The following is a 25,710-nucleotide window of genomic DNA, read 5'->3' on the forward strand; positions in this document are numbered from 1 at the left end:
TATAATTTGAAATTAAAATAATTTCTTATAATAATCATCTGCCATTCGTTGTGTTGTAAATTCCGGAATCACATCATCCATTCCTTGATATACAATTTTTTGCCATTTTTCAGGATTATCATAATATGTTGGAGCCACTTTGGTTTCTAAAATGTCATACAAATTATTAGCATCAATATTATCTTGATCCCAAGTAGGTAAATGGTGATCTAGCGCTGGTAATACGAAACAATTTTTTCCATCTTCTTGAAATTCAGGAATCCAACCATCATTTGTTGAAACATTCACAGATCCATTCATAGCTGCTGTCATTCCACTTGTTCCTGAAGCTTCACGAGTAATTCTAGGGGTATTTAACCAAACATCTGAACCACATTTTAGTTTTTTTGATAAGTCTATTTCATAACCTACCAAAACTGCAATGTTAGGTTGACTTTTTGATTGATGCACTAAATGATTAAAGACATCGATGGCATTATAGTCAAATGGATAAGGTTTACCTGCCCAAATAATTTGAATTGGATATTTTTGGTTAGACAACAATCTTTTAAATCTATCAAAATCATGCAATAACAAATCGGCTCTTTTGTATTCAGCAAAACGTCTAGCCCACACCACTGTTAATACATTTGGATTAAATGTTTTACCTGTTTGCTGTAAAACAGTATCGAATAACTCGGTTTTTAATTCTGTTTTTCGTTTTTTATATGCTTTGATATTCTTTTTAGTCCATGCTTTTTTAATGGTTTCATCTTGCCAAAACTTTTGATTTTGTGCATTTGTAATCGGTATTATTTTACTGACCCCTTCATAATCTTTCCACATATCGTTGGCTACAATGGCATGTAATTTCGATACCGCATTTGCTTTTTTAGACATTCGTAAAGCCGAAATGGTATAATTTATTTTACCACCATTAACCATTTCCTTTTCAATTTCTTCTTGAGATAAAGTTCTACCAAAAAAGCCACACCTGTTTAAATGTCGAGCATCACGTTCTTCATTTCCTGCTTTCTCTGGAGTATGGGTTGTAAAAACCATTTGACTTTTTTTAACACCCCGATCTCTTAAATAATAAAATGCTGGTAATGCATGCCCTTCATTAAGGTGATAAGTGTCTGCACCTCCCAATGCTTCAACAACTTTGGCGCCTCCAATTCCTAATACAATACTTTGAGAAACTCGCGTAACGGGATTTGAATCATACAAATGGTTGGTTATCGTTCTAGACAAATGATCATTTCCTTCAACATCTGTACTTAAAAAATACATGGGTACAGTTCCAAATATTTCAGGTTTTAAGACATAAGCTCTTACCTTAACATGAGGGTTATCATGCAGTTTTATTTCCACTTCAATTCCTGTGTCTTCAAGAAAATCGAAATGTTTTTCATTAAATTCCACTTTTAAAGTTTGGTCTTCATTTCTTGCTTGGTCATAATAACCATATTTCCAAAGCATTCCAACACCTATCATATTCTGCTTCAGCTCAAAACCAGATCGCATATGCGAACCTGCTAAAAATCCTAGTCCTCCAGAATAAATATTAAAGGATTGATGGATACCAAATTCCATACTAAAGTATGCTACTTTCTTGTTGTATTCTTTTGCAGGTTTATATGGGTGATACCATTTACTATATTCGCTCTTCATAATGTTATTTATTTTTAAGTGGTAAACTTATCAAAAAACACCCGTTAGATTTCATGATTATTATCATGCTAACTGATTATTTTGAAAAATAATTATTTATTGATTTTTTTTTTAGAATCTATTTACTTTCCAATACAGAAATTAGCAAAAATATTACCCAACAAATCATCCGTTGTAATTTCACCAGTTATCTCACCAAAATGGAACAAAGCCTGACGAATATCGATTGCTAACAAATCGCCAGACAACCCAGTATCTAATCCATGCTTTACTTTATCAATCTCTTCATAAGCCTTTGATAATGAATCATAATGACGAGAATTAGTTACAATAGTATCATTATTTCTTAGTGCACCAGTATTTACGAAACTTAAAAGTTTGTCTTTCAATTCATCAACACCAATGCCTTTTTTAGCCGATAAGAAATGAATTTGTGGAATTTCCGTTTTTATAGATTCTATGTTGGCTTCACTTAATTTATCAACCTTATTGGCAACTATTAAAAGTGGTTTTAAGGGATATTTATTTTTAATTTTTTCAATCTCTATTTTAAAAGAATGTATAAACTGGTCTTCTTTAAAATTTAAGCTATCGGCTATAAAGACAACAACTTGAGCCTGCTCGATTTTCTCGAAAGTCTTTTTAATTCCTATACTTTCAACAACATCCTTAGTTTCTCGAATACCTGCGGTGTCAATAAATCTAAAACCAATACCACCTATACTAATTTCATCTTCAATAGTATCTCTTGTAGTTCCCGCAATTTCTGAAACTATAGCCCGTTCTTCATTTAACAGGGCATTTAAAAGTGTCGATTTCCCCACATTAGGCTCTCCAACAATAGCCACAGGAATACCATTTTTAATAACATTACCTACCGCAAACGAATCGATTAATCGTTTTAGAACAAACCGTATGCGTTCTATTAATTCTTTAAATTGGGTTCTGTCAGCAAACTCAACATCTTCTTCAGCAAAATCCAACTCTAACTCAATTAAAGATGCGAAATTTAAAAGCTCTTCGCGAAGTTTAGCTATTTCAGAAGAAAAACCACCGCGCATTTGCTGCATCGCTATTTGGTGCGAGGCTTCGTTATCGCTTGAAATTAAATCGGCAACAGCTTCCGCCTGACTTAAATCTAGTTTTCCATTTAAAAACGCACGAAGGGTAAACTCGCCCGCTGTGGCCATTCTACAGCCTTTTCTTAGAAACAATTGTATGATTTCTTGTTGGATGTAATTTGAGCCATGACACGAGACCTCTACTACATCTTCACCCGTATAAGAATTGGGGTTTTTAAAAACAGAAACTAAAACTTCATCAATAGTTCTTTTACCATCTACTATGTGCCCTAAATGTATGGTATGCGTTTTTTGGTTTGTTAAAGATTTTTGATTTTTAACCGATCTAAAACAACTATCTGCAATGGTTATGGCATCTTTACCAGAAAGTCTTATAACGGCAATGGCACCTGCACCAGAAGGTGTTGCTAAAGCTACAATGGTGTCTTGATTTATCATGCATCAAAAATACTAAATTTGAAATGCTTATTACTAATACAAGGGCAACAAAACCTCTTCATGAATTTTAAATTCAAACGGATTAATATTTTAAGTTAACTTATTGTTGTAGAAAGTGAATTCATGCCGACAGTTCACGATTGAATAATTAGTTAATATTTTTTTTGTAAAAATTTAGAACTTCACAAATAGCTGATTTACAATTATTTAACTATTATTTATTATGCAAGCATAGTATAATTTTGAAGTCAATTCAATACTATTAATGTGACGCATTAATCAATTGAGTGTCAAAATAATAGCATCCAAGTTTACTATTAATATATATATAATTCAACTAGCGCAACCAAGACAAAGATTTGCAACCCATGAAAATAACCGATTCAAAGTTTTCTGATCAAATTTTAAAGTGTATTGAAAACCCTTTAGGAAACATCTACTTTTTCAACCATGTAGCGGTGGTAGAAATACATGAAGGTGTACATTTTGATATCCAAAAGGCACCTTTAATTATAACAGAACTTACATCTTATTTCGGCCATTCTCAACCCTATGGCGTTGTTGCCAACCGCATTAATTCGTACTCTGTAGATTTGTTGGATACTCACCTGTATCGTGAACAAGCCAAAAACCTATATGCATACGGTGTTGTAGGTCATGATCTTGCAGGTAAAATGAATGCCGAATTAGAAAATGATTTTTGCAGTTCGGATAAAGTGGATTATGAAAATCTACACGATGCCATCTTCAATGTGTATAACAAAGTAAAAAACAGCGGTTTGTTTTATTCCACTAAATAAATGCCGTCAGGTTTAATTTCAATCAAGCGCTTTTTATACAAAGTTCCAACTGCCTTCTTGAAATTTTTCTTGCTCATTTGAAGTGTTTCTTTAATAGCTTCCGGACTCGATTTGTCTGTTAGATTTAAGTACCCGCTGTTATCTTGTAATTCTTTCATAATTTTATCGGCATTAGGCTCTATATTTCTATAGCCAACCTGTCCTAATGCGATATCCAACTTATTTCCCGGACGTATTTTTTTAACAATGCCTTTAAGTTTATCGCCTACACTTAAATCTCTGAAAATACTGTCTTTATAAATTAAACCAATGTGTTTTTTATTTACAATCACATTCATCCCGATATCAGATGGATGAGACACTATCAAATCAACAGCATCAAATTCGGCAACAGTTAATTCCTTATTATCTAAAAAGCGATTTGTTTTACTAGAAGCTACTAACCTATTTGTTTTTTCATCTAAATAGCAGTGTACCAAATACCAACCTCCTGGTTTCATTTTGAACGCTTGCTCGCTAAACGGGCAAAACAATTCTTTAACTAAACCCCAATCTAAAAAAGCGCCATAATCAGTCACTTGGTTACAGCGTAACAAGGCAAAATCACCACGCTTAATATAAGGCATATCTGTAGTTGCAACTGGGCGTTCCTCATTATCTAAATACACAAAAACATCAAGCTTTTCCCATATCTTGAAACCCTCAGGCACATAACGGTTTGGAAGTAACACTTGATTATCATCATCATCAACTAAATAAACACCATGATCGGTTTCACGAAGTATTTCTAATGTATTTATTTCACCTAAATTTATCATGCGCCAAAGGTAACAATTTTTATGTGTCGTGTTAAGTAATTAAAAGCTGAACTTTATCTAATTATTTTTTACTTTTTGGGGTATCCCTAATGGGTTGGGATTTTACTACTTTCCGGATTATCGTCGGGCATCAAACACCGTTGAATTCCTTTCGCACCAAATCGCAACTACATTTCTATTATGCAAGCGATAGCTTGCATCTCAAAATAATGCAAAAAAAAAGCACCGCAAAAAGCAGTGCTAAATGTATTATATAAACTATTTACTAGTAAACTGACTCTTTACCGAAATGTTTAGTTAATAAATAGTAAACAACAGCTCTATATTTATTACGGTTAGATTTTCCATATTTTTCAATAACTGCATTTATACCTTCATCTAATTTAGGTCCATCTTTCAATCCTAATTTCTTGATTAAGAAGTTTTTCTTAACTGTATTTAATTCAGACTCATCAGATCCTGATACTGTTGCAGCGTCAGCGTTGTAAATAGATGGTCCGCAACCAATAGTTACTTTTCTTAATAAATCCATGTCTGCGTTAACGCCGCATTTTTCTTTTAAATCAGTAGCATATTTTGCAATAAGCTCGTCTCTTTTACTCATAATATTCTAGTTTTAAGGTGTTAATAAAATAAATTAATTAATAGCAGTATAAATATAGCTAATTTTTAGACACCACAATTATGATTAAGTCACATACTTATTTTATAAACTCGAAGTAATTTAAAAGAATTTCGTCATTAATAGATCTAGGTGTAAAAACTTCTAATAATTTGGGTTTATTACCTTCTAAATAAAACGATTGTAAAGTTGATTTTAAGGATTCATAATCAGTTGCTGTTTCATATTTAATACCATACATGTTACAAAGATGTTCAGCGTTTAATTCATGTTTGGTTTCAAAATAAGTATCAAAATTTTCAGTGCTTTTATGTCCTGGTAATATTCTAAAAATACCACCACCTTGATTATTTATTACAATTATTCTGAAGTCTTTAGGAATGTAATTATTCCAAAGTGCATTACTATCATAAAAAAAACTTAAATCGCCAGTAATAAAAAGTGTAGGGCGCTCGTTGGCCACAGCACAACCTATAGCTGTTGATGTGCTACCGTCTATACCACTCGTACCTCGATTGCAAAACACTTCAATAGATTTATCAATTTTAAACAACTGGGTATATCTTATGGTTGAACTATTTCCAGATTGTAAAATATATTGTTTAGGTATCGATTTTAAAACTGCATTAAACACTTTGAAATCTGAAAAAGGAATGCGATCAGTATAGGCTTTATGCCTTTTTAATCGATGTTGATTTACTGCTGTCCAAGTTGATTTATAATCACTTTTAACATAATGTGTAATCTTAGTCAAAAACGTTTCAAAAAATTCGTTTGGGGTTACTTTAAAATGATTATTCAAACAAAAAAACGTATCGTTAGCTATTTTTGCATCGATATGCCAATGCTGTTTAGGTTGATATTTACGAAGTAGTTGTTTAATTTTTTTGGATACAATTAAGCCCCCTAACGTTACCAGAATATCTGGACTGAGTTGTTTTTTTTCAGTGTCGTTTAATGGCGCAATCAATTGATCTATACTTGTAAAAAAACTTGGATGATGTAAATTCGAAGTGGTTTCTGTGAGTACAATTACGCTATCATCTTCTGCCAATTCGTCCAACCATTTTTTCTCAATAGAATTTGGAAAATTTTCGCCAACTAATATCATTTTTTTAGAGGCATCATTCCAATCTTCTAAGCAAGATTGAAGTAAATAATCTTCTATTTCCTCTGATTCAATATCAACATCAATAACTTTTGGTGTAACGCTTAATTTTTCAACGGTTTCATAAAGTGGTTCGTTAAAAGGGATATTGATGTGCACTGGTCCTTTTTTAAATCGTGCCACATTTATAGCCACATTAATTTGTTCTTCGTTGTGTGTTTGAATGTCTTTCTGCAAGCCTAATAACCGCTCAAATTTATCTTCTAAATTCTTTATAATGGGCAGTTCTTCTTGTTCAGGTACATTCTTTTCATCTTTTAAGTCTAATTTTAAATTGGCGGAATATAAAATATGATTTTCAAATACATTTTTCTGATTAATGGTTTGCCCATCACCAATACCAACGAGGTGCTTAGGTCGGTCTGCAGATAATACAACCAATGGAATATTACTGTAAAAAGCCTCTGATACCGCAGGATAATAATTCAATAACGCACTACCAGAAGTACATACTACAGCTGTAGGTTCTTTTAATTGTTGCGCAATGCCTAATGCGAAAAATGCAGCACATCGTTCGTCAACAATACTATAACTTTTAAAGAAATTATCGTTTGTAAATCCAATAGTTAAAGGCGCATTTCTACTTCCTGGGGAAATTACAATATGCTTAACACCTTTAGCCTTACAGAGTTGAATAACAGTTTGGGCAAGCGGAATTTTTGGGTAAATCATTGAGTCCTTTTCTAACTTCAAAAATAAGAAATACGCCGCTATTTATGCAATTACAAAACACTTTTAATCACTATTGATTTTGATACGGTTTCCTCCCACTCTTGCTCTGCGTTCGAGCTTTCGGTAATACCACCACCAACATAAATTATGGCTTGCTGGTTTATAAGTTGCATACATCGAAGATTAACGTACAACTGTGTGCTCTTTTTAGTTACCGCATAAGCTCTATTTTCAATATTACGCTTCGAGGAACGAGGTGCTACTTTAATTTCGCAATTTAATTCGCCTAAAAATCCCGTATAAAATTCGCGGTTATAGTTTTCATGATTTAAAATAAAAGCTTTAGCAGCTTCTTTTGGCAATCCGCATACTGCTGGTGTTGGATGCAAAGCATCTATAATTTGCTCTAAAGGTACTTTAGGTTTTAACTGCGCCGAAATAATGGTTTTTAGATGCACTAAATTCCCTGCCTTTACGGTTTCAATATCTGAAACTTTAAAATGTTCAACTGATGGTTTTAAGTTTTCAATAATAAAATCGGTAACAAATTGTTGCTCTTGTAATTCTTTTTCTTTCCAAACAACATCTAAACTGCCCTTAAAATCTTGTGTGCCAGCTAAGGCCATAATTGAAAATCGGCTGCCTTCAATCTTTATTAAAGTCTCTGGTGTTGCCCCTAACCATAATCCTACTTTTGGATGATACCAGCAATAAACAAAGGCCGAATTATATTTGTTTAAAAGTTTTTTAAAAGTAGCAATTGGTTTGGTTTGAGAAGCTGGAACTATTTCTTGTCTTGAAAGCACCACCTTTTTTAATTCTGAATTTTTAATAGCCGATACTCCTTTTTCAACAAGTTGAATATGAAAATTTTTAGCATCGTTTAAATTGAAATCTGAACCAGTTTTGGCTTCGCTGAATGTTTGTAGCTCTATTTTAGTATGGATAATTTCTGAGATTTCATTTGGAATTAAAACCGTGTTCTTCATATTATCAAATGGAGAAAACACAAATCCTTTTTGGTTAAAATCTTGAGTAAAAACTAAATCTGCATTACTTTGGAGTCTGCCCCAAATCTTAGCTTGGTTGGGTTTTCTGTAAACAACAAAGGGTAATTGATTTTGGTAATGCGTTTCAACTTGCTTGTAAAATTCTTCTAACGTCATCCTTATTTTTTAGGTAAAGCTATAGTTGTTAGTTTACAAATTGATATTAAATTATCTGCTTCGTCAGTTATTCGAATATCGAGTAATTGCGTAGTTCTTCCTTTATGTAAAAACGTTGCATTAGCAAAAATGTAACCTTCTCGAATACTTTTTAGGTGGTTTGCTGATATTTCTATACCACGAACAAAAAACTTTTCTGGGTCGTTAAAAATATGAGAAGCAAAACTGCCTACACTTTCTGCTAAGGCTACAGTTGCACCGCCATGTAACACGCCATCTGGCTGATGAACTCTTGAATTTACTGGCATTTTTGCAATTAAAAAATCGTCCCCAAAATCTATCATTTCAATGTTTAAGGTTTCCATTAAGGTATTTTTACAAGCTTTATTAAGCTGCTCTAAAACATCTTTTTTATTTAATTGCATAGAAAAACGTAATTTTAAATCGTGTTTGTAAAAGTACAAAATGCATATAGAATTAATCTTATTCTTAATTAAATGATTGCACCAACTTTAGAAAATAACCGTGTAAAATTATCGCTATTAGACTTAAGTAATTATAAGCACCTAATTAAGATAGCGCAAGAGGATAAATTAATACACTATTCTCCAAGTAAAATAGACACACCTGAAGATTTAAAAGTTTATGTGCAAACCGCAGTTGATGCTTATTATCAAAAAACAGCGATTCCGTTTATAATTTTTGACAAAGAAAAAAAAGCCTACGCAGGTTGTACCCGTTTTGGTTTTATAAATTACAAAAACAAAGTATTACACATTGGTTGGACATGGATAGGTCGAGAATTTCAAGGCACAGGGTTAAATACAAATATGAAGTTTTTAATGCTGCAATATGCCTTTGAATCGTTACAATTTGATAAAGTAGAGTTTAGAATAGATGAACGCAATTTAGTATCCAGAAAAGCTGTTGAAAAACTTGGTGCAAAACTAGAAGGCATTCTACGAAAAAATACTTTAATGCTTGATGGTTTTAAACGAAGCACCTGCTGTTATGGTATTTTAAAGGAAGAATGGAAAAGCATCAAAGCGACCCGTTTTGTTGGATTTTAAAGGGTTTAATAATTGAAAATATTTCGGTTTTAACGCCAATTTTACTTCTTTTCTTCTCGTAATATTTTCTCCATTTTACGACCTTTTGCCAATTCATCAATGAGTTTTTCCATTTGTCTGCAACGTTTATACAATTCAAATTCATCCTCTATTTCTTCAATTCGATAACCACAAACAACTCCTTTAATCATGTGTTCATTTGGATGAATTTTAGCTTTTTGAAAAAATGTTCCAAAAGTTACTTTCTCATCAATAAGTTTTTGTAAATCGTCTTTATCAAAACCGGTAAACCATTCTATGACTTGATTGAGTTCTTCTTTTGTTCTACCATTCTTTACCAATCTATTCAAATAATGTGGATAGATAGATGCGAATATCATAGTAGCGACTTGTTCATTTTTTTCGGCAGTAACTTTCATCTTTATTTAATTTTAAATTTTTTATTCTAATTATTAATAAGCAAAGTAAAATCAATTATTTGCTCATATTTACCTTGTATGCTTTTACCCTATTGTTAAAAAAGGTAGGAATCAGTAACGTTTGTGTTGAAGGAATATAATCAATATCTGCAGTTTGAATAGATTCAGCTTCCGTATTTAAAAGTAAGGTTTTAGTCCAATCATTTGAGTTTATGTAAAAAATAGCGCCTTTCCAACTAGAGATTATAAAATCTCCATTTTGCAAACGTACAACACCATCACCATGACCAATGTCTGTAGTTAAAGTTTTAAAAGTAAGATCCTTCATATTCATGATTCCGAAATTCTGATTACCTGATTCTAAATAATATAGGCCTTCTTTTTGCCATAAAAGCCCATTAAGTCGATTTAAATCGCCTTCTGCTAAAACAACTACATTTCCATTATCCAATTTATATATCGTATTTGAATTAGAACCAGAGCTATAAACTACACCGTTCGGACTTACTGTAATATCATTTAATTGCGGATTATTTGGTACCTCATATCTATTCAATATTTTTTGTTGCTGAATATCAATCTCGACAATAGCATCAATATCATTAACGTACAATTTTCCATTAGAAATACCCATACCCTTTGGTCCGCTTAAACCTTCAATCCATTTCAGATTTAATATCTCCCCCTTATCGTTTATGGTAGAAATAAAACCGTTGTTATCTTTTTCCCATGGTTCCTCATTAATGTTGGCAACGTAAATAATCTTCGATGCGTCATCATACAAAACAGCTTCGCAGGTAGTTAATAATGAGTCTGTTTCCCAAATAAATTGAAGACTTGGCTCGATAGTTTCTAAATCTTTTTCTTGTTTAGGTTGATTTGCTTTTTTTCCACAAGACAATATAAAACATGAGGTAATAATTAGGATAATGGTAACTTTTAAATTCATTTTTAAAGTATTTATAAATCTGATTGATAACATTTAACCGTTGTATAATGTTTTTTTGTTTTCTTTGAAAACCTATGTCATAGTACTCAAAATTAGTAAATTATGACTACGTTAAACCTATTAAATAAGTTGTTTATCAAGTAATTTTAACTCGAAACTATAAATCATTTAAAATTACAAAAGATAAAATTAATTGTATGAAGTTCTTTATTATAATTCTGGCATTAACTTTTACGAGTATATGTAGTGCACAATTTATTTCAGGAGATGATAAACTCCATTTTGGTGCTGGTTTCTTAATTTCTGGCGGAACTTATACTCTGGTATATTCAAAAACTAAAAACAAAAAGAAGGCTTTTTGGTATAGTTTAGCAGCTTCTACTTTTGCAGGTTTATCTAAAGAAATTTATGATGGTTATATCATCGAAGGACGGTTTGACACAGGAGAAGCCATTGCTACAAGTCTAGGTGGACTAACGGCAAGTACAACACTCCAGTTGTTTGTTGGCAATAGCAAGCGTAGGCAAATGAAGCATCTGGTTTTAGTTAACTAAGCGATTTATTATTTCTTTGGTTGGTAAAATTTCATTGGTGTGTTCAATACTTGGTCCTGCTACCCAAACGGTTTTATATGTAGCTTTGGTTGCTGCATTTTTGGTAGCATTCATTCCTATTGAAAATCTAATCATTTTCACCCATTTTTTAAGTTTTTTGTTTTTATTTAAAACAGACTCCAACCAGGTTTGTTTTGTTCCTATTTTTTGAACATATGGCGTATTGATTACGGTACATGGTGTTCCTGAGATACGTTCTGTCATAACAATATCATCTGCCCCATATTCAACACAAGCTTGCTTATACTCTTCTGTTACATTGGCCTCAACAGATGCGATAAACGGACTTCCAACTGATACGCCTTCAGCACCATAACTTAGCATCCTATCTATATCTGCCTTACACCCAACACCTCCTGCAGAAATAACTGGAATTTTACAGTTTGTACTTAACTCTTTTATTAATTCCTCGGGAGATAAGTTTCCACGATGCCCTCCTGCTTCATTATTTACTGCTATAATAGCATCTGCGCTAAGGTATTCAACTTTTTGTGCAAATTTTAAATCGGTTACATCACAAAATACTTTAATGCCCACTTTATGTGCCTGTTTAATGGTTTCTTCAGGACTTCCCAAAGATGTTATTATAAAGTCACAGCCTTCTTCACATATCACTTCCAATTGCCCCTTATATTTGACATTTGATTTATTTACTATTAAATTAAAGCCAAAAGAACCACCTTCTGGTTTAGCCGCTTTTAATGCTTTTAACGCTGCTCTTAACTCATCTAATGTTCTATAATTTAACGCTGGTATACATCCAGCAATGCCACCATTCATAGCTTCTTTTACCATATCTACATTTGAAACTAAAAACATAGGAGCTTGAATGATTGGATATTTAATGTTTAATAATTTAGTGAGTTTTGTTTCCATTGCTGATAATTAATTTCAACAAATATAATAAATTATTATGCGTGCATAATAAAATTTGTTTAAAACCAATAATACCAACTTTCATATAATCAATTTAAAAGAAATTTAAAGTTACCTAAGTAGCACAACAACAACCTATAATCTTCTATTTTGAAACAATTAAACAAATTTATTTTAATTAACCTCTAACATAAAAACCAACCATTATGAAAAAACTATTAATTTATCTCACCGTTATTGGGTTTATTAACCTCGGGTTTTCACAAATCCATCAAAACTATGTTGATAATTACCAACTTGCAAGCGTGGTTATTAATGCACCTAATTATACTTATCTTCAAAAAGTACAGGACTTTAATACTCCTGTACGAGTTAAAAAACTTGAAAATCAAGTGGCTTCATATAATATAAAATCGGATCCTATATATGATTTAGCCTTTGAAGATAAATACAAAGTCATATTTGAAGAAACCAAAAGTAAAATTGTTGTTACTTATGATAAACACGGAAATATATTAACATCGTTTGAGAAATTCGAAGATGTGAGGCTTCCTCAAGATATTTATGCCTCAATTGCTAACGATTATCCCGGATGGGCTATAGTTAACGATACTTATATAGTGAAATATTACCAAAATAAGGAAGAGGTACGTAAAATTTACAAGATAGAAATCTCTAAAGATGATACTACTAAAAATTTAAGAATCAATTCACTAGGACTTATAGAGTGATAAGTATTAAAGATATAATAAGGTGCCAGTATTTTTATGACAACTTGCACCTTTTTTTTTAATGATTTAAAATGAATCCAAACTATCTTAATTCATTGAATTTCAGCACAAAACATCCATTAGTGAAAATTATTAGGTTTTTTTAAGTATCTTTATTTCCAATTCTCCTCGATTTTCTAATTTGTTTTACTTGAAAGTTATAATAACTTTTGAGTGACCATTACATTGATCATTTTAAACTAAAAAAATGAATTCAGTTCAATTTGAAAGTTATTTTAAAAGTATTGCAAAGAGTGATCTTTTTTCGAACATTCCTCCTAGTTCGATTGCAGAATTACTCAACAATAGTACTTTAGAAAATTGGCAAAAAAAAACTTGTTTCATTAGCAAAGATGTAATCCATAATAAATTTCATATTTTAATTTCAGGCAAAATAAAAGCCTATAATTATGATTTTAGGAACGACCGAAGATTCACGCTGTTTTTATTGAAAGAAAACGATCTATTTGACGTATTCTCATTGGAAAATAAAATGGAACATAATATTCATTACGAAGCTTTAAAAGACTCATTGGTGCTGTCAATACCTGTATTTAAAATGAAACAATGGGCACATAAAAATCCTGCTATTCATACTGCATTAACACAGTATGTTTTGAATAGAATTTTAGTATTGGAAAATTTCATAAACGATGTTGTAATTGAAGACACGTTTACGAGGTTAACTAAATTATTTATAAAATATATAGATAAGCCAACTAAAAAATTTACAATGATTAATGACTTATCTCATGATGAGCTCGCACAGTTAATAGGCACAACCAGAGCAGTTTTGAATAGACATATTCAAGTATTTAAAGACAACGGTATCATTGAAGTAAGTAGAAATAGTACACAGTTAAAAGACTATAACAAACTTTTAAATATGGCAAATAATTTATAATAACCAGTTTAGAATATATAATTTGATTTTAGAATGAACCTCTAACAATAGCTGCACATTTCCCTTTAGAAGGCCATGTAATATCTGTTAATTTTATTTTAAAATATTACATTTCTCGATTAAAAATTGTATATTAAGGTTTCCCTTTTGAATTTAAAGAAACATTCTAAATTAATCATTTTTCCTCAAAAAATTAATTTAACCTCGTTTTGATTTGATATGGTATAAATTCAAATGCAATGGGAAAAATCGATCAAAATAATCCTTATTTTATCAATTTAAAAAAGAGTAATCTTTTTGATAAGTTATCCAATCCATCCCTTTTAAATCTTTTTGATATTGGTTACATTGAACAATGGCCAAAAAAAACATGTCATTTTGGTGACAAAAACATTCATAAATTTCATATTATTCTAACAGGAAAAATAAAGGTGTATAATTATAATATTGAAAACGACCGATATTTTACGCTTTACATTCTTAAAGCTAATGATATGTTTGATGTATTAACTTTAATTAATGGTTATACACATAATATTTATTACGAATCTTTAAACTATAGTGAAATTTTATGTATACCAGTTGCTAGTATGAAAGTATGGCTAACTAAAAACCCGATTTTTGTGAAATCTATTCTAGACTTTACTTTACATAAAATGAATCATCTTGAAGAATATGTAAAAGAAATAATTATAGACGATACACCAACTCGATTCGCAAAGCTATTAATTAAATATCACAATAAACTTACAAATAAGTTAGAAGTCATTAACAATCTTCCTCACAATGAATTAGCAAACTTAATAGGCACTACCCGAGCTGTTTTAAACAGACATATCCGCACTTTAAAATTAAGTGGTATTATAAAAATACATAAGAAAAATATTGAAATTTGCGATATGGATAAATTGGTTAGTCTTATTAAGAGCGACAATTAATACATTAAGAAACATTTAACAGTATTTCGCACCTAGGTAACTTTTTAAACTGAATTGCTCGATTATCTTTGGTTCAATCCCAACAATAGAATTGTACAATTTTTTAAGAATTAATGATAGTTTATTAGTTAACGGAATTATTAATTTAACACAAAAAAAATGAAAAATTTTATTATTGGTTTATTAGTTTTAGGACTCACCAACCTATCAGTTGCACAGAATAAAAGTTTATCACAAAGTGAACTTTTACCAGAAGTAACAATTGTTCCACGCAATTTAACTTATATAAGTAAAGTTGTTGATGATAACGCACCGTTAAAGGTTAAAAAACTGGAGAGAACTGTTGCCCGTTACGATGTAACAGAACATCCAGATTTTGAATTAGAAGACATTCAAGCATTTGAAGTAATTTTTCAAGAATCAAATGCGAGAGTTATCGCTACTTACGATGAAGCTGGGAAAATTTTAAAGTCTTTTGAGAAATTTAAAAATATTGCTTTACCCAAAAATATTGTAAAGCAAATAATGATGAAATACCCAGGATGGCATTTTGAATCAGACACCTATTTGGTGCGATACTTTCAAGGAAAAGAAGCTAAAAAATATTACACTGTTAAACTCTTGAAAGACGATAATAGAATTAAATTAAAAATTGATCCATCTGGAAGAATTCTTTAAAATTTTATTATGGCAAATTCTCAATAGCACCGCAAATGTTACTACTAGTTTTAGGGCATTTGCGGTTTTTTTTACTTCACTTAACATTGCTTTAATTTCTAAATCTACTCAGTTAATAAATTTACCACATTCAAAAGCAACCATTTTTACCTCTTTATAAGTTTTCTTTAATTCCTTTTGTAATAATTTAAATTACTATGCATGCATAGTAATTGATTATCAATAGGTTACAAAAATATTCATGTAAACCATTGATAACATGACTTTTATCATATTTTTATTATGCATGCATAATTAATTTTATACTCGAAAAATATAAAACCTCTATCATGAAAAAATTATTATCTGTAGTATTCACTTTAAGCTCTTTAAGTTTAATATACTCGCAAACTGTGGAATTACCTGAAACTGTAATAACAGTAAATTCTGATTATATGAACTCAGTGGCATATGAAAACAATTGTAGTTACGTTAACAAATTGGAAAAAGCTCTTTTAGAATATAAATCATCTCAACTTTCTGAATTATACGACACTAAAAACGACATCTACAATGTTACTTTTCAAATTCCTGAAGGGCAAATAGTTGCTTCATTCAATAAGGATGGAAAAATTATTAAAACTTTTGAAAAATATAACAACATAAGATTACCTCATATTGTATTGCAAGCTATTGCGGAAAAGTATCCTCAAAGTAGTATTGTAGAAGATGTTTATGTAGTTAAATTTCATTGTGATGAAGATGCTTTAGAACAAGTTTATAAAATAAAAATTAAAAACAACGATTCTATAATAACTGTGAAAACCAATAAAAAAGGAGAGTTTATATAGAATTAATCTTTAAACCGATATAATAACCACATTTTAATTTGGCAACTTTCACAAGAGCAAAAAGATGACCAATATCATATGCTTTAATTTAAAGTTGCCTCGTAATTTGATTGTTACTAATATATGGTTTAAAAACAAATTTTGTTACAGATCTTAACTCATATTAAATGTTAAATTTTAACATTAAACACCCCACTAAACACCTGTTATTCTGATAGTTATCATTGCAAGAGCTTTATCATTAATGTAACTTAAAGTTATTAACCTTTAATACATTAATACTATGAAAAAATTAATTTTTAGTCTGATTGTTTTTTGTCTGACCTTTGAGGTTTATTCTCAAATAACTCAATTACCTGAGGTGGTTATCACAGCAGTAAATTATAAATATTTGAACGCTGTTGAAAATGAAGATACCGATATATCTGTTCAAATGCTACAAGAAAAAGTAGCCATGTACGATATAAAAGAATCAGAACTTTACGAAGATGAATATGATGTTTATAATGTATCCTTTTTTATCCCCGAAGGAAAAATACTTGCAGCATATGATAAAGATGGAAAAATTATTAGAACAATTGAAAAATTTAAAGACATTAAATTACCGAGGGCAGTTCAGCAAGCTATAGGTAAAAGATTTCCAAATTGGTCTTTAGAAAAAGATGTTTATCTGGTAAATTTTCACAGGGACCACGATAAAATTTTTAAGCAATACAAAGTGAAACTTAAAAATGGAAATAAAACTATGAGGGTAAAATTAGATGAGAACGGTGATTTTATTTAATTAGTACAGACAAACTGCAAAAAATCAAAAAGCACAATTAACAATTTGATTGTGCTTTTTCAATTGAATAGAGTTACTTCAACGTCAATCAAGAAAATGATAATATCCGCATTTTAAGTAAGCACCTTCAGGAAAACTAATAGGATGATCAATATCATGAGTCGTTTTAAGAACCTCTTTGTAATTTCTATTTGTTGATGCCAAGACTTGACTATTAATATCAAAAAAAGTTTGAGCTAACACTCTTGAAGAGCACGATGCTAATACTAATAAGCCTTTTTTAGCAGTAAGTTTTTCGCCCAATTCAGCCAATTGTGCATATTTCTTTTTAGCCAACTCAATTTCAGAGGCTTGTTTTGCAAAACTTGGTGGGTCTATTACAACAACATCATAAGTCACGTTATTTTTAATGAGCTTTTTTAATTCTGCGAATGCATCACCTGCAATAATTTTGTGTTTTCCTGTGTACGGATTTAATTTACCATTACTCAACGCAATTTCTAAAGCTTGTTTGCTAATATCTAAACTCGTAACTTCTATAGCGCCATTCGCTAATGCATGTACAGAAAAACCACCAGCATAACTAAACACATCCAATACTGTTTTCCCTTTACTCCACTCGCCTACTTGTTTTCTATTAGCGCGATGATCTAAAAAATAACCTGTTTTATGCCCTTTGATTACGTTTGCCGAAAAGTTAACACCGTGTTCAACAAAGGTTACAACCTCATTGTGAAGCGTACCATAAACAACTTCGCCATTTTTTAATTGATGCAATTTTGACTGTTCCAAGTTTCTACTTAAACGTATGACTATAGTATCTGCCTTTGAAACAACTCTTAAAATTGGAATAATCGTTTCTAAATAGGATAACCAAATTTCCGAATATATTTTTACCACTAAAACTGATGCATAAACATCTGCTATTAGTCCAGGGAATCCATCATTTTCGCCAAAAAGTAAACGATAACTATTGGTGTTCGTTTTTAATAAGGGTTGTCTTTTTGAAAAGGCCTTTTCTATTCGATTTTTAAAAAAAGCTGCGTTAATTTCAGCTTTGACTGTACTGCTATGAAGCATTTTAATCCTAATAGGAGAACTAGCGTCATAGAGCCCTAATCCAATAACTTTATTCTTATTTTTTCCAAATATTATGGCCAAATCACCCGACTTAGCATCGTCAGTTATTTTGATGATATTATTTGAAAACACCCACGGATGCCCTTGCACAACAAATTGTTCGCCTTTTGCATTTAGTTTTACTGCTAATCTTTTGGGATTGTACTTAGACTTTATTTTTATTGAGAATTCCATGTGTAAATTTGAGTAAAAGTAATTGTTTTCTTTAAGATGTTTTAAAGTTGATATTATTATCATTTCGCTCTAAAAAAACTATAATCTATATTAAAAGATATAACCAAAATTAAACTTTTTTGAAGGCAAAATTTCAGTATTAAGAATAATACTTTTTAAGTGTAAAATTCCAAATATTTTTTTTAAATAATTTGATACTCAAACATAATTCTAATGGTTTAGCATTAAATTTTTTTTGATATTTTATGGCTGAAAAATTGAAATATTCACTAATTGAATAAAAAGTATTAACCCCTTCCTTTTCTAACAATTTATAACATTGATACCTTAAATAAGGAGCAATTCCTTTTCCACGATAGTTTTCATATACATACATAAAAACAAAAAAGTGTTCATTTTCATTTAAATTAAAAAGTCTATTTCTAAAGTAAAACGATTGGCTACGAATAAATAAAAAAGCGACTATGTCGTCGTCTTTTTTTAAACCTACGCAGGTTACCCCATTATTTAAGTCTTTAAATAAAAAATTATCGTTAATACCAAGTATAGAATTCTTGATATAATTAATTTCAGTTTTACCAAAAATGGAAAGCTTTAAATCTAAATCTGGAGTTTTGATTTGGTCTGGATTAACTTTACTAGACATCGACTTACAATAATAATAAGGCATAAAATCTAATCCGATTTTAGCCAAATTATTCCGTACACCGTGCAAAAATAATCCATACTTAATATAAGTTGCTATGCACTTAAGCCTATTTAAAATGCCGTTTTTACTTTTCTCCATCTATGGAATTTAACACAATCAAAATACGATTAATAATTTAGATTCATGCATTTCAATATTTGGGAAACTAATTAAAACAAAAAACGCAAGCATTACATGCTTGCGTTTTAATATAAATTGTAAGTAACTAAACTTATTTCACTTCTTCAAAATCTACATCTTCAACATCGCTACCCTCAGCTTGATCTCCTGCACTAGCATCTGGTCCTGGAGCTTCACCTCCAGCTTGTTGCGCTTCAGCTTGCGCTTTATACATTTCTTCAGACGCTACTTTCCAAGCTTCGTTTATCTTTTCTAAAGCTGGTTCAATAACTGCTAAGTCTTTAGACTCGTATGCTTTTTTCAACTCTTCTAAAGCATCAACTATTGGTTGCTTCTTATCATCAGATAATTTATCACCAAACTCTTCTAATTGCTTTTCCGTTTGGAAAATCATAGAATCAGCTTCATTTAATTTTTGAGCTTGTTCAGCAGCTTTTTTATCAGCTTCAGCATTTGCTTCAGCATCCGCTTTCATCTTTTGAATTTCTTCTTCAGTTAATCCAGACGACGCTTCAATTCTAATATCTTGCTTCTTACCAGTCGCTTTATCTTCCGCAGATACTTTAATAATACCATTGGCATCAATATCAAACGTTACTTCAATTTGAGGTGTACCACGTCTTGCAGGTGGAATACCATCTAAATGGAAACGTCCAATAGTTTTATTATCTGCAGCCATCGCTCTTTCTCCTTGTAATACATGAATCTCAACAGATGGTTGATTATCTGCAGCCGTAGAGAATACTTGCGATTTCTTAGTAGGTATAGTTGTATTTGCATCAATAAGTTTTGTAAATACATTACCCATAGTTTCAATACCTAGAGATAAAGGCGTTACATCTAAAAGTAATACATCTTTAACATCTCCAGTTAATACACCACCTTGAATACCAGCTCCAAGAGATACTACTTCATCAGGATTTACACCTTTACTTGGTGCTTTTCCAAAGAATTTCTCAACAGCAGCTTGCACCGCAGGTATACGTGTAGAACCACCTACTAAAATTACTTCATCAATATCACTTTTACTTAAACCAGCAGCTTTTAATGCCGACTCACAAGGCTCGATAGTACGTTTTACTAAATCGTCAATTAATTGCTCGAATTTAGAACGTGTTAACGTACGCACTAAGTGTTTTGGTCCACTTGCAGTAGCCGTAATATATGGTAAGTTAATTTCTGTTTGTGCAGAAGATGATAATTCAATCTTCGCTTTTTCAGCAGCTTCTTTTAAACGTTGTAAAGACATAGGATCTTTTCTTAAATCCATGCTCTCTTCAGCATTAAACTCGTCTGCCAACCAGTTTATAATTTTTTCATCAACGTCATCACCACCTAAGTGTGTATCACCGTCTGTAGAAAGTACTTCAAAAACACCATCTCCTAATTCTAGTATCGAAACGTCATGTGTTCCTCCACCAAAATCAAAAACCACTATCTTTTGGTCTTTTCCTTTTTTATCTAATCCGTAAGCTAATGCCGCGGCAGTAGGCTCGTTAATAATACGCTCTACTTTTAAACCAGCAATTTCACCAGCCTCTTTGGTTGCTTGACGTTGGCTATCGTTAAAGTAAGCAGGTACTGTAATAACCGCACGAGTTACATCGGTTCCTAAATAATCTTCAGCTGTTTTCTTCATTTTTTGAAGAATCATTGCCGATAATTCTTGAGGCGTATACAAACGTCCTTCAATATCAACTCTAGGCGTGTCATTATCACCTTTTACTACTTTATAAGGTACACGCTCTGCCTCTTTTTTAGACTCAGAATATTTATTCCCCATAAAACGTTTAATAGAATAAACAGTTTTTGTAGGGTTTGTTACCGCTTGTCTTTTCGCAGGATCACCAACCTTAATCTCTCCTCCTTCTACAAATGCAATCACCGATGGCGTCGTACGTTTACCTTCCGCGTTTGGGATTACAACAGGCTCGTTACCTTCCATCACAGAAACGCAAGAGTTGGTTGTTCCTAAATCGATTCCAATAATTTTACTCATAATATTTTATTTATTGTGTTGAATGTTCATTTTTAATTTCGGAAAGTATAAGTCAATCATTATGCCAACTCAAAAATGCTGACACAGTGTCATATTTTTATCAATTTTCAGTCGTAGTCTCCGTTTTCAGTTACTTAACCCTGTCATTTTTGGGGCGCAACCACAAGGGTCGGGCTTTCACTACTTGCTCCCTCCTAAAAAGTCGGGGAGCTCAAACAGGTCGTTCAATCCCTTGCGCGAGTTCGTTTGAAAAAATACATGTCAAATAAAATATAATCTCTGCAAAACCATCTATATTTGTCCAACTATAACGTTTGCGTATTATGGAGTGTATCTCAGTTTTCGACATGCTAAAAATTGGTGTTGGCCCTTCAAGCTCCCACACACTAGGGCCTTGGCGCGCAGCAGAACGTTGGATTAAAGAACTCAAAACCGCCAATAATTTTGATAGCGTTGAAAAAATAACAGTAAACCTTTACGGCTCTTTATCTCTAACAGGAAAAGGGCACGCCACAGATTATGCCGTTATGCTAGGATTATATGGCGCAAATCCTGAAACCATTCCAACAGAAAAGATTAGCGAAATCATTTCAGATATAAAAAATACCAATATCATTCTTTTTAATAATGAGAAGGATTTAGCTTTCAATCCAAAAACAGACATTATTTTTAATAAAAAGTTTTTGCCTTTTCATGCCAATGCATTAAAATTCTCAGCCATTTGCAATGGTAAAAAAATAACCTCTACATTCTATTCCATTGGTGGCGGATTTGTGGTAAAAGAAGAACGGAAAAACTCCAAAAGAAATTTCGAAATAAAATGTACGTTCCCGTACCCGATTGATAAGGGCACAGAATTACTGCAGTTTTGTAAAAACTTAAACCAATCCATATCGCAAGTCGTTCTTGAAAACGAAAAATCCATTCGCTCAGAAACAGAAATAGATTCAGAATTGAAACGCATCTGGGAAACCATGTTGGAATCCATGTATCTAGGCTGTCATACAGAGGGTAATCTTCCTGGTGGCTTAAACGTGCGTCGGCGTGCGTACGATATGCATTTAAATTTAAAAGGTAAAACACCATATAACAACCCTGTAGAATGGATTTACAGCATCCGCGATACCGAAGTCAAATTTCGTCAAATACTTAAATGGGTAAGTTGTTTTGCTTTGGCGGTAAACGAAGTTAATGCATCATTAGGTCGTGTAGTTACTGCTCCAACCAACGGAAGCGCTGGTGTAATTCCTGCCGTTTTAATGTACTATTTAGTAATTGAAAACCACGATGGGAATTTTGAAGACATTAAAAAATTCTTGTTAGTAGCCGGAGAAATTGGGAGTATCTTTAAAAAAGGAGCCACGATAAGTGCTGCTATGGGCGGTTGTCAAGCCGAAATAGGTGTTTCTTCAGCCATGGCTGCCGGAGCATTAACCGAATTGTTAGGAGGCACACCAGAGCAGGTATTAGTTGCTGCAGAAATAGCCATGGAACACCATTTAGGATTAACCTGCGACCCTATTGGTGGTTTAGTTCAAATACCTTGTATAGAACGCAACGCCATGGGTGCCATAAAAGCCATAAATGCTGCTGAATTAGCCTTAGATACTAATCCAGAAAATGTAAAAGTACCTCTAGATAAGGTTGTAAATACCATGTGGGAAACAGCAAAAGACATGCATTCTAAATACAAAGAAACATCTGAAGGTGGTTTAGCGGTTGGCGTCTATTTAACCGATTGCTAAATTAATCTTTACCGCAAGAGGAACGTCTGCGCGTATCAATTAAATAAATAATTTTCCAATTCTCGCCATCTTTAAACAACTGGAACGAGTTTACACCACAATGGCTAAATGTATCGTTAAGCCAAAATTCATACGGGGTCCACGCATTGGCCATATTTCCATCTACTTGAATGTTGTAATCTAACAAACGTTCATCCCATTTTTGGTCACTGGGTCTGTTAGCAATGGCATTTATAAGCTTTTGAATATCATCGTTAACCAAAATATCTTTTCCTTCTTTATTTCTATAAGCCGTTTGCAATACAATTTTATCTGCCATAACAGATTTCATAATCGTTGTATCACCCTTATGGAATCCTTCAAAAAAAGTATTTACCGTATTTTTTACTTGAGTTGCTTCATCTACTTGCCCATATAAAGTACTCGAAATTAAAAATGCTAAATAAAAAATTATACGTGCCATAGATTTAAATTTCCAACTAAAATAACTGATAATCAACAATCAAACTTCAGTTTAAAGAAAAGTTTAACAGTATCTGCTTTATTTAGTATTTTTACGTGCAAACTAAACCTAAAACCAATGTCTGTAGCTAAAAAAGAATACAAGCGCGTTACCGTAAAAACATTAGTAGATATGAAAGCCAATGGCGAAAAAATATCTATGCTTACTGCCTATGATTATACTATGGCCAAAATTGTTGACGGTGCTGGAGTTGATGTTATTTTAGTAGGAGATTCTGCGAGTAATGTTATGGCTGGACATGAAACCACCTTACCTATTACCTTAGACCAAATGATTTATCATGCTTCTTCTGTAATTAGAGCTATAGACCGTTGTTTAATTGTAGTGGACTTACCATTTGGTAGTTATCAAAGCGACCCCAAAGAAGCTTTGCGTTCTGCAATTCGCATCATGAAAGAAAGTGGTGCGCACTCGGTAAAATTAGAAGGTGGTCGCGAAATAAAAGAGTCTATAAAACGTATTTTAAACGCTGGTATTCCTGTAATGGGACATTTAGGTTTAACGCCGCAATCTATTTATAAATTTGGTACTTATACCGTTCGTGCTAAAGAAGAACAAGAAGCAGAAGATTTATTAGAAGATGCCAAAATGCTAGAGCGTATTGGATGTTTCGCAATAGTACTAGAAAAAATACCGGCTGAATTAGCTAAAAAAGTGGCTGATAGTGTGAGTATTCCTATCATTGGAATTGGGGCTGGTCCTCATGTTGATGGTCAAGTGTTGGTTTTACATGATATGCTAGGAATGACACATGAATTTAACCCTAGATTTTTACGTAGATATTTACATTTATATGAAGAAATGACTAAAGCTATTTCGCAATATGTTGATGATGTAAAAACTCAAGATTTCCCTAATGAAAGTGAACAGTATTAGTTTAGACTTTATTAGATTGCTAGATTGCTAGATTGCTAGATTGCTAGATTATTAGATAAATTAGATAATATAGATGCACAGATTCAAAGAATTAGAAATTTGGAAAAGAAGCAGAGTTTTTAGTTCTGAAATATATAGTTTAACTTCCAAATTTCCTGAATCAGAAAAATTTGGGCTTACAAATCAACTGAGGCGCGCTTCGGTTTCCATTCCTTCAAATATAGCTGAAGGCTCTTCAAGACTTTCGGAAAAAGACTTTGCTAGGTTTTTACAAATAGCCTTAGGTTCTTGTTACGAAATAGAAACACAACTATTAATTTCTTCAGATTTAAAGTTTATTGATAATACTGAATTAAATAATGCTTTAAACGAAATAGAACAAATTATAAAAATGATTTCAAAATTTAAATCAACCCTAAAAATCTAACGGGTCTAAAAATCTAACAGGTCTAAAAATGTCTAAAGTATTGTCTAACAAATACAACCTTCAGGTCTTACATGAAGACAACCATATTATCATAGTAAATAAACGAGCTGGCGATATTGTGCAAGGCGATAAAACGGGTGATAAACCACTTAGTGATGTTGTAAAAGAATATATAAAAGATAAATACAATAAGCCTGGAAACGTATATTTGGGAACGGTTCATAGGCTAGACAGACCAACAACCGGACTCGTCATATTCGCAAAAACAAGCAAAGTTTTACCGAGACTGAATAAATTATTTCTTTCAAAAGACATCAAAAAAACATACTGGGCTTTAGTTAAAAACCAACCACCAAAACAAGAAGACACACTTATAAATTGGTTAAAAAAGAATCCTAAAAACAATAAATCTACAGCCTATTCTAAAGAGGTAATAGACAGCAAAAAAGCCATTCTTCATTATAAACTCATTAAAAAACTGGATTCTTATTTTTTACTTGAAGTGAATTTAGAAACGGGCAGACATCATCAAATTCGAGCTCAACTCTCAAATATTGGCTGCCCAATAAAAGGCGATTTAAAATATGGCTTCGACCGCAGTAATAAAGACGCAAGCATCAGCCTACATGCTAAACATATAGACTTTATTCACCCTGTTAAAAAAGAAAACATCTCCATTGATGCACCATTACCAGATGATGCATTATGGAACGCTTGTCTTTAAATATTTCATATCTTTAAAAGAA

General features: G+C 31.9%; 27 protein-coding genes. 13 read left to right on the forward strand and 14 right to left on the reverse strand.

Annotated elements, in window-relative coordinates; all coding sequences use genetic code 11:
* Window positions 1-12 precede the first annotated feature (12 nt).
* Both glgP and mnmE read right to left on the reverse strand, forming a co-directional pair.
* Window positions 13-1,653 carry an alpha-glucan family phosphorylase gene (gene glgP, locus BUA46_RS04290; protein WP_019387524.1) on the reverse strand — a complete coding sequence of 547 codons (1,641 nt, stop codon included), beginning with the start codon at window positions 1,651-1,653 and terminating at the stop codon, window positions 13-15.
* Window positions 1,654-1,775: 122 nt separating this feature from the next.
* Window positions 1,776-3,173, reverse strand: coding sequence for a tRNA uridine-5-carboxymethylaminomethyl(34) synthesis GTPase MnmE (gene mnmE / locus BUA46_RS04295; RefSeq protein WP_019387525.1), 1,398 nt, complete (start codon window positions 3,171-3,173; stop codon window positions 1,776-1,778).
* Between the two features lie 368 nt (window positions 3,174-3,541).
* On the opposite strand from mnmE, the gene BUA46_RS04300 reads away from it, so the two are divergent.
* Window positions 3,542-3,973 (forward strand): hypothetical protein, encoded by a 432-nt coding sequence (locus BUA46_RS04300; protein WP_019387526.1) that lies wholly within the window; start codon window positions 3,542-3,544, stop codon window positions 3,971-3,973.
* Here BUA46_RS04300 and BUA46_RS04305 read toward each other — a convergent pair.
* The 5 genes from BUA46_RS04305 to BUA46_RS04325 form a co-directional block, all read right to left on the reverse strand.
* Window positions 3,958-4,791: a CvfB family protein gene (locus tag BUA46_RS04305; RefSeq protein WP_019387527.1), complete on the reverse strand. Its 834-nt coding sequence runs from the start codon at window positions 4,789-4,791 to the stop codon at window positions 3,958-3,960. The two genes, BUA46_RS04300 and BUA46_RS04305, sit on opposite strands and share 16 nt — an antisense overlap.
* A gap of 265 nt (window positions 4,792-5,056) precedes the next feature.
* Complete coding sequence (locus tag BUA46_RS04310; RefSeq protein WP_019387528.1) at window positions 5,057-5,395, reverse strand: DUF2853 family protein; 339 nt, start codon at window positions 5,393-5,395, stop codon at window positions 5,057-5,059.
* Window positions 5,396-5,492: 97 nt separating this feature from the next.
* A complete protein-coding gene (gene menD / locus BUA46_RS04315; protein WP_019387529.1) occupies window positions 5,493-7,253 on the reverse strand; it encodes a 2-succinyl-5-enolpyruvyl-6-hydroxy-3-cyclohexene-1-carboxylic-acid synthase in 1,761 nt (586 codons plus the stop codon).
* 50 nt (window positions 7,254-7,303) lie between these two features.
* Complete coding sequence (locus BUA46_RS04320) at window positions 7,304-8,419, reverse strand: chorismate-binding protein (protein ID WP_019387530.1); 1,116 nt, start codon at window positions 8,417-8,419, stop codon at window positions 7,304-7,306.
* Between the two features lie 2 nt (window positions 8,420-8,421).
* Window positions 8,422-8,844, reverse strand: a complete 423-nt coding sequence (locus BUA46_RS04325; protein ID WP_019387531.1) for a PaaI family thioesterase — start codon at window positions 8,842-8,844, stop codon at window positions 8,422-8,424.
* A 72-nt stretch (window positions 8,845-8,916) separates the two neighbouring features.
* Between BUA46_RS04325 and BUA46_RS04330 the strand changes: the two genes are divergently transcribed.
* Complete coding sequence (locus BUA46_RS04330; protein ID WP_019387532.1) at window positions 8,917-9,489, forward strand: GNAT family N-acetyltransferase; 573 nt, start codon at window positions 8,917-8,919, stop codon at window positions 9,487-9,489.
* A gap of 41 nt (window positions 9,490-9,530) precedes the next feature.
* Here BUA46_RS04330 and BUA46_RS04335 read toward each other — a convergent pair whose 3' ends face one another.
* Both BUA46_RS04335 and BUA46_RS04340 read right to left on the reverse strand, forming a co-directional pair.
* Window positions 9,531-9,908 (reverse strand): DUF2200 domain-containing protein, encoded by a 378-nt coding sequence (locus tag BUA46_RS04335; RefSeq protein WP_019387533.1) that lies wholly within the window; start codon window positions 9,906-9,908, stop codon window positions 9,531-9,533.
* Between the two features lie 55 nt (window positions 9,909-9,963).
* A complete protein-coding gene (locus BUA46_RS04340; protein WP_072794734.1) occupies window positions 9,964-10,857 on the reverse strand; it encodes an NHL repeat-containing protein in 894 nt (297 codons plus the stop codon).
* A gap of 197 nt (window positions 10,858-11,054) precedes the next feature.
* Between BUA46_RS04340 and BUA46_RS04345 the strand changes: the two genes are divergently transcribed.
* Window positions 11,055-11,411 (forward strand): hypothetical protein, encoded by a 357-nt coding sequence (locus tag BUA46_RS04345; protein ID WP_019387535.1) that lies wholly within the window; start codon window positions 11,055-11,057, stop codon window positions 11,409-11,411.
* On the opposite strand, the gene BUA46_RS04350 is transcribed toward BUA46_RS04345, so the two are convergent.
* A complete protein-coding gene (locus tag BUA46_RS04350; RefSeq protein ID WP_019387536.1) occupies window positions 11,400-12,347 on the reverse strand; it encodes an NAD(P)H-dependent flavin oxidoreductase in 948 nt (315 codons plus the stop codon). The genes BUA46_RS04345 and BUA46_RS04350 overlap by 12 nt on opposite strands.
* 206 nt (window positions 12,348-12,553) lie before the next feature.
* On the opposite strand from BUA46_RS04350, the gene BUA46_RS04355 reads away from it, so the two are divergent.
* The 6 genes from BUA46_RS04355 to BUA46_RS04380 all read left to right on the forward strand — a co-directional run bounded on the left by BUA46_RS04355 (window position 12,554) and on the right by BUA46_RS04380 (window position 17,251).
* Window positions 12,554-13,078 (forward strand): hypothetical protein, encoded by a 525-nt coding sequence (locus BUA46_RS04355; protein ID WP_019387537.1) that lies wholly within the window; start codon window positions 12,554-12,556, stop codon window positions 13,076-13,078.
* A 247-nt stretch (window positions 13,079-13,325) separates the two neighbouring features.
* Window positions 13,326-14,021 (forward strand): Crp/Fnr family transcriptional regulator, encoded by a 696-nt coding sequence (locus tag BUA46_RS04360; RefSeq protein WP_019387538.1) that lies wholly within the window; start codon window positions 13,326-13,328, stop codon window positions 14,019-14,021.
* Between the two features lie 239 nt (window positions 14,022-14,260).
* Window positions 14,261-14,959 carry a Crp/Fnr family transcriptional regulator gene (locus BUA46_RS04365; RefSeq protein ID WP_019387539.1) on the forward strand — a complete coding sequence of 233 codons (699 nt, stop codon included), beginning with the start codon at window positions 14,261-14,263 and terminating at the stop codon, window positions 14,957-14,959.
* 159 nt (window positions 14,960-15,118) lie between these two features.
* Window positions 15,119-15,637, forward strand: a complete 519-nt coding sequence (locus tag BUA46_RS04370) for a hypothetical protein (RefSeq protein ID WP_019387540.1) — start codon at window positions 15,119-15,121, stop codon at window positions 15,635-15,637.
* Window positions 15,638-15,966: 329 nt separating this feature from the next.
* The gene (locus BUA46_RS04375; protein ID WP_019387541.1) at window positions 15,967-16,467 is read left to right on the forward strand and encodes a hypothetical protein; all 501 of its coding nucleotides are present in this window, start codon (window positions 15,967-15,969) and stop codon (window positions 16,465-16,467) included.
* 283 nt (window positions 16,468-16,750) lie between these two features.
* Window positions 16,751-17,251: a hypothetical protein gene (locus BUA46_RS04380; RefSeq protein WP_019387542.1), complete on the forward strand. Its 501-nt coding sequence runs from the start codon at window positions 16,751-16,753 to the stop codon at window positions 17,249-17,251.
* An 84-nt stretch (window positions 17,252-17,335) separates the two neighbouring features.
* Here the strand turns inward: BUA46_RS04380 and BUA46_RS04385 are convergent, their stop codons facing one another.
* From BUA46_RS04385 to dnaK, 3 genes are all read right to left on the reverse strand, one after another.
* On the reverse strand, window positions 17,336-18,565 hold the full coding sequence (locus tag BUA46_RS04385; RefSeq protein ID WP_019387543.1) for a class I SAM-dependent rRNA methyltransferase: 1,230 nt from the start codon (window positions 18,563-18,565) through the stop codon (window positions 17,336-17,338).
* 139 nt (window positions 18,566-18,704) lie between these two features.
* Window positions 18,705-19,352: a GNAT family N-acetyltransferase gene (locus BUA46_RS04390; RefSeq protein ID WP_019387544.1), complete on the reverse strand. Its 648-nt coding sequence runs from the start codon at window positions 19,350-19,352 to the stop codon at window positions 18,705-18,707.
* Window positions 19,353-19,485: 133 nt separating this feature from the next.
* A complete protein-coding gene (dnaK, locus tag BUA46_RS04395; RefSeq protein WP_019387545.1) occupies window positions 19,486-21,393 on the reverse strand; it encodes a molecular chaperone DnaK in 1,908 nt (635 codons plus the stop codon).
* A 323-nt stretch (window positions 21,394-21,716) separates the two neighbouring features.
* Between dnaK and BUA46_RS04400 the strand changes: the two genes are divergently transcribed.
* Window positions 21,717-23,138 (forward strand): L-serine ammonia-lyase, encoded by a 1,422-nt coding sequence (locus tag BUA46_RS04400; RefSeq protein WP_026010037.1) that lies wholly within the window; start codon window positions 21,717-21,719, stop codon window positions 23,136-23,138.
* A 1-nt stretch (window position 23,139) separates the two neighbouring features.
* On the opposite strand, the gene BUA46_RS04405 is transcribed toward BUA46_RS04400, so the two are convergent.
* Window positions 23,140-23,601 (reverse strand): nuclear transport factor 2 family protein, encoded by a 462-nt coding sequence (locus BUA46_RS04405; RefSeq protein WP_019387547.1) that lies wholly within the window; start codon window positions 23,599-23,601, stop codon window positions 23,140-23,142.
* A 117-nt stretch (window positions 23,602-23,718) separates the two neighbouring features.
* Here BUA46_RS04405 and panB point away from each other — a divergent pair, with 117 nt between their 5' ends.
* From panB to BUA46_RS04420, 3 genes are all read left to right on the forward strand, one after another.
* Window positions 23,719-24,537 carry a 3-methyl-2-oxobutanoate hydroxymethyltransferase gene (gene panB / locus BUA46_RS04410; RefSeq protein ID WP_019387548.1) on the forward strand — a complete coding sequence of 273 codons (819 nt, stop codon included), beginning with the start codon at window positions 23,719-23,721 and terminating at the stop codon, window positions 24,535-24,537.
* 73 nt (window positions 24,538-24,610) lie between these two features.
* Complete coding sequence (locus BUA46_RS04415; RefSeq protein WP_019387549.1) at window positions 24,611-24,964, forward strand: four helix bundle protein; 354 nt, start codon at window positions 24,611-24,613, stop codon at window positions 24,962-24,964.
* 28 nt (window positions 24,965-24,992) lie between these two features.
* Entirely contained in the window at window positions 24,993-25,688 is a 696-nt protein-coding gene (locus tag BUA46_RS04420; protein WP_019387550.1) for an RluA family pseudouridine synthase, read from the forward strand.
* The last annotated feature ends 22 nt before the right edge of the window (window positions 25,689-25,710 follow it).

Origin of the sequence: Algibacter luteus (assembly GCF_900141715.1) — a bacterium.
Lineage (GTDB): Bacteria > Bacteroidota > Bacteroidia > Flavobacteriales > Flavobacteriaceae > Arenitalea > Arenitalea lutea.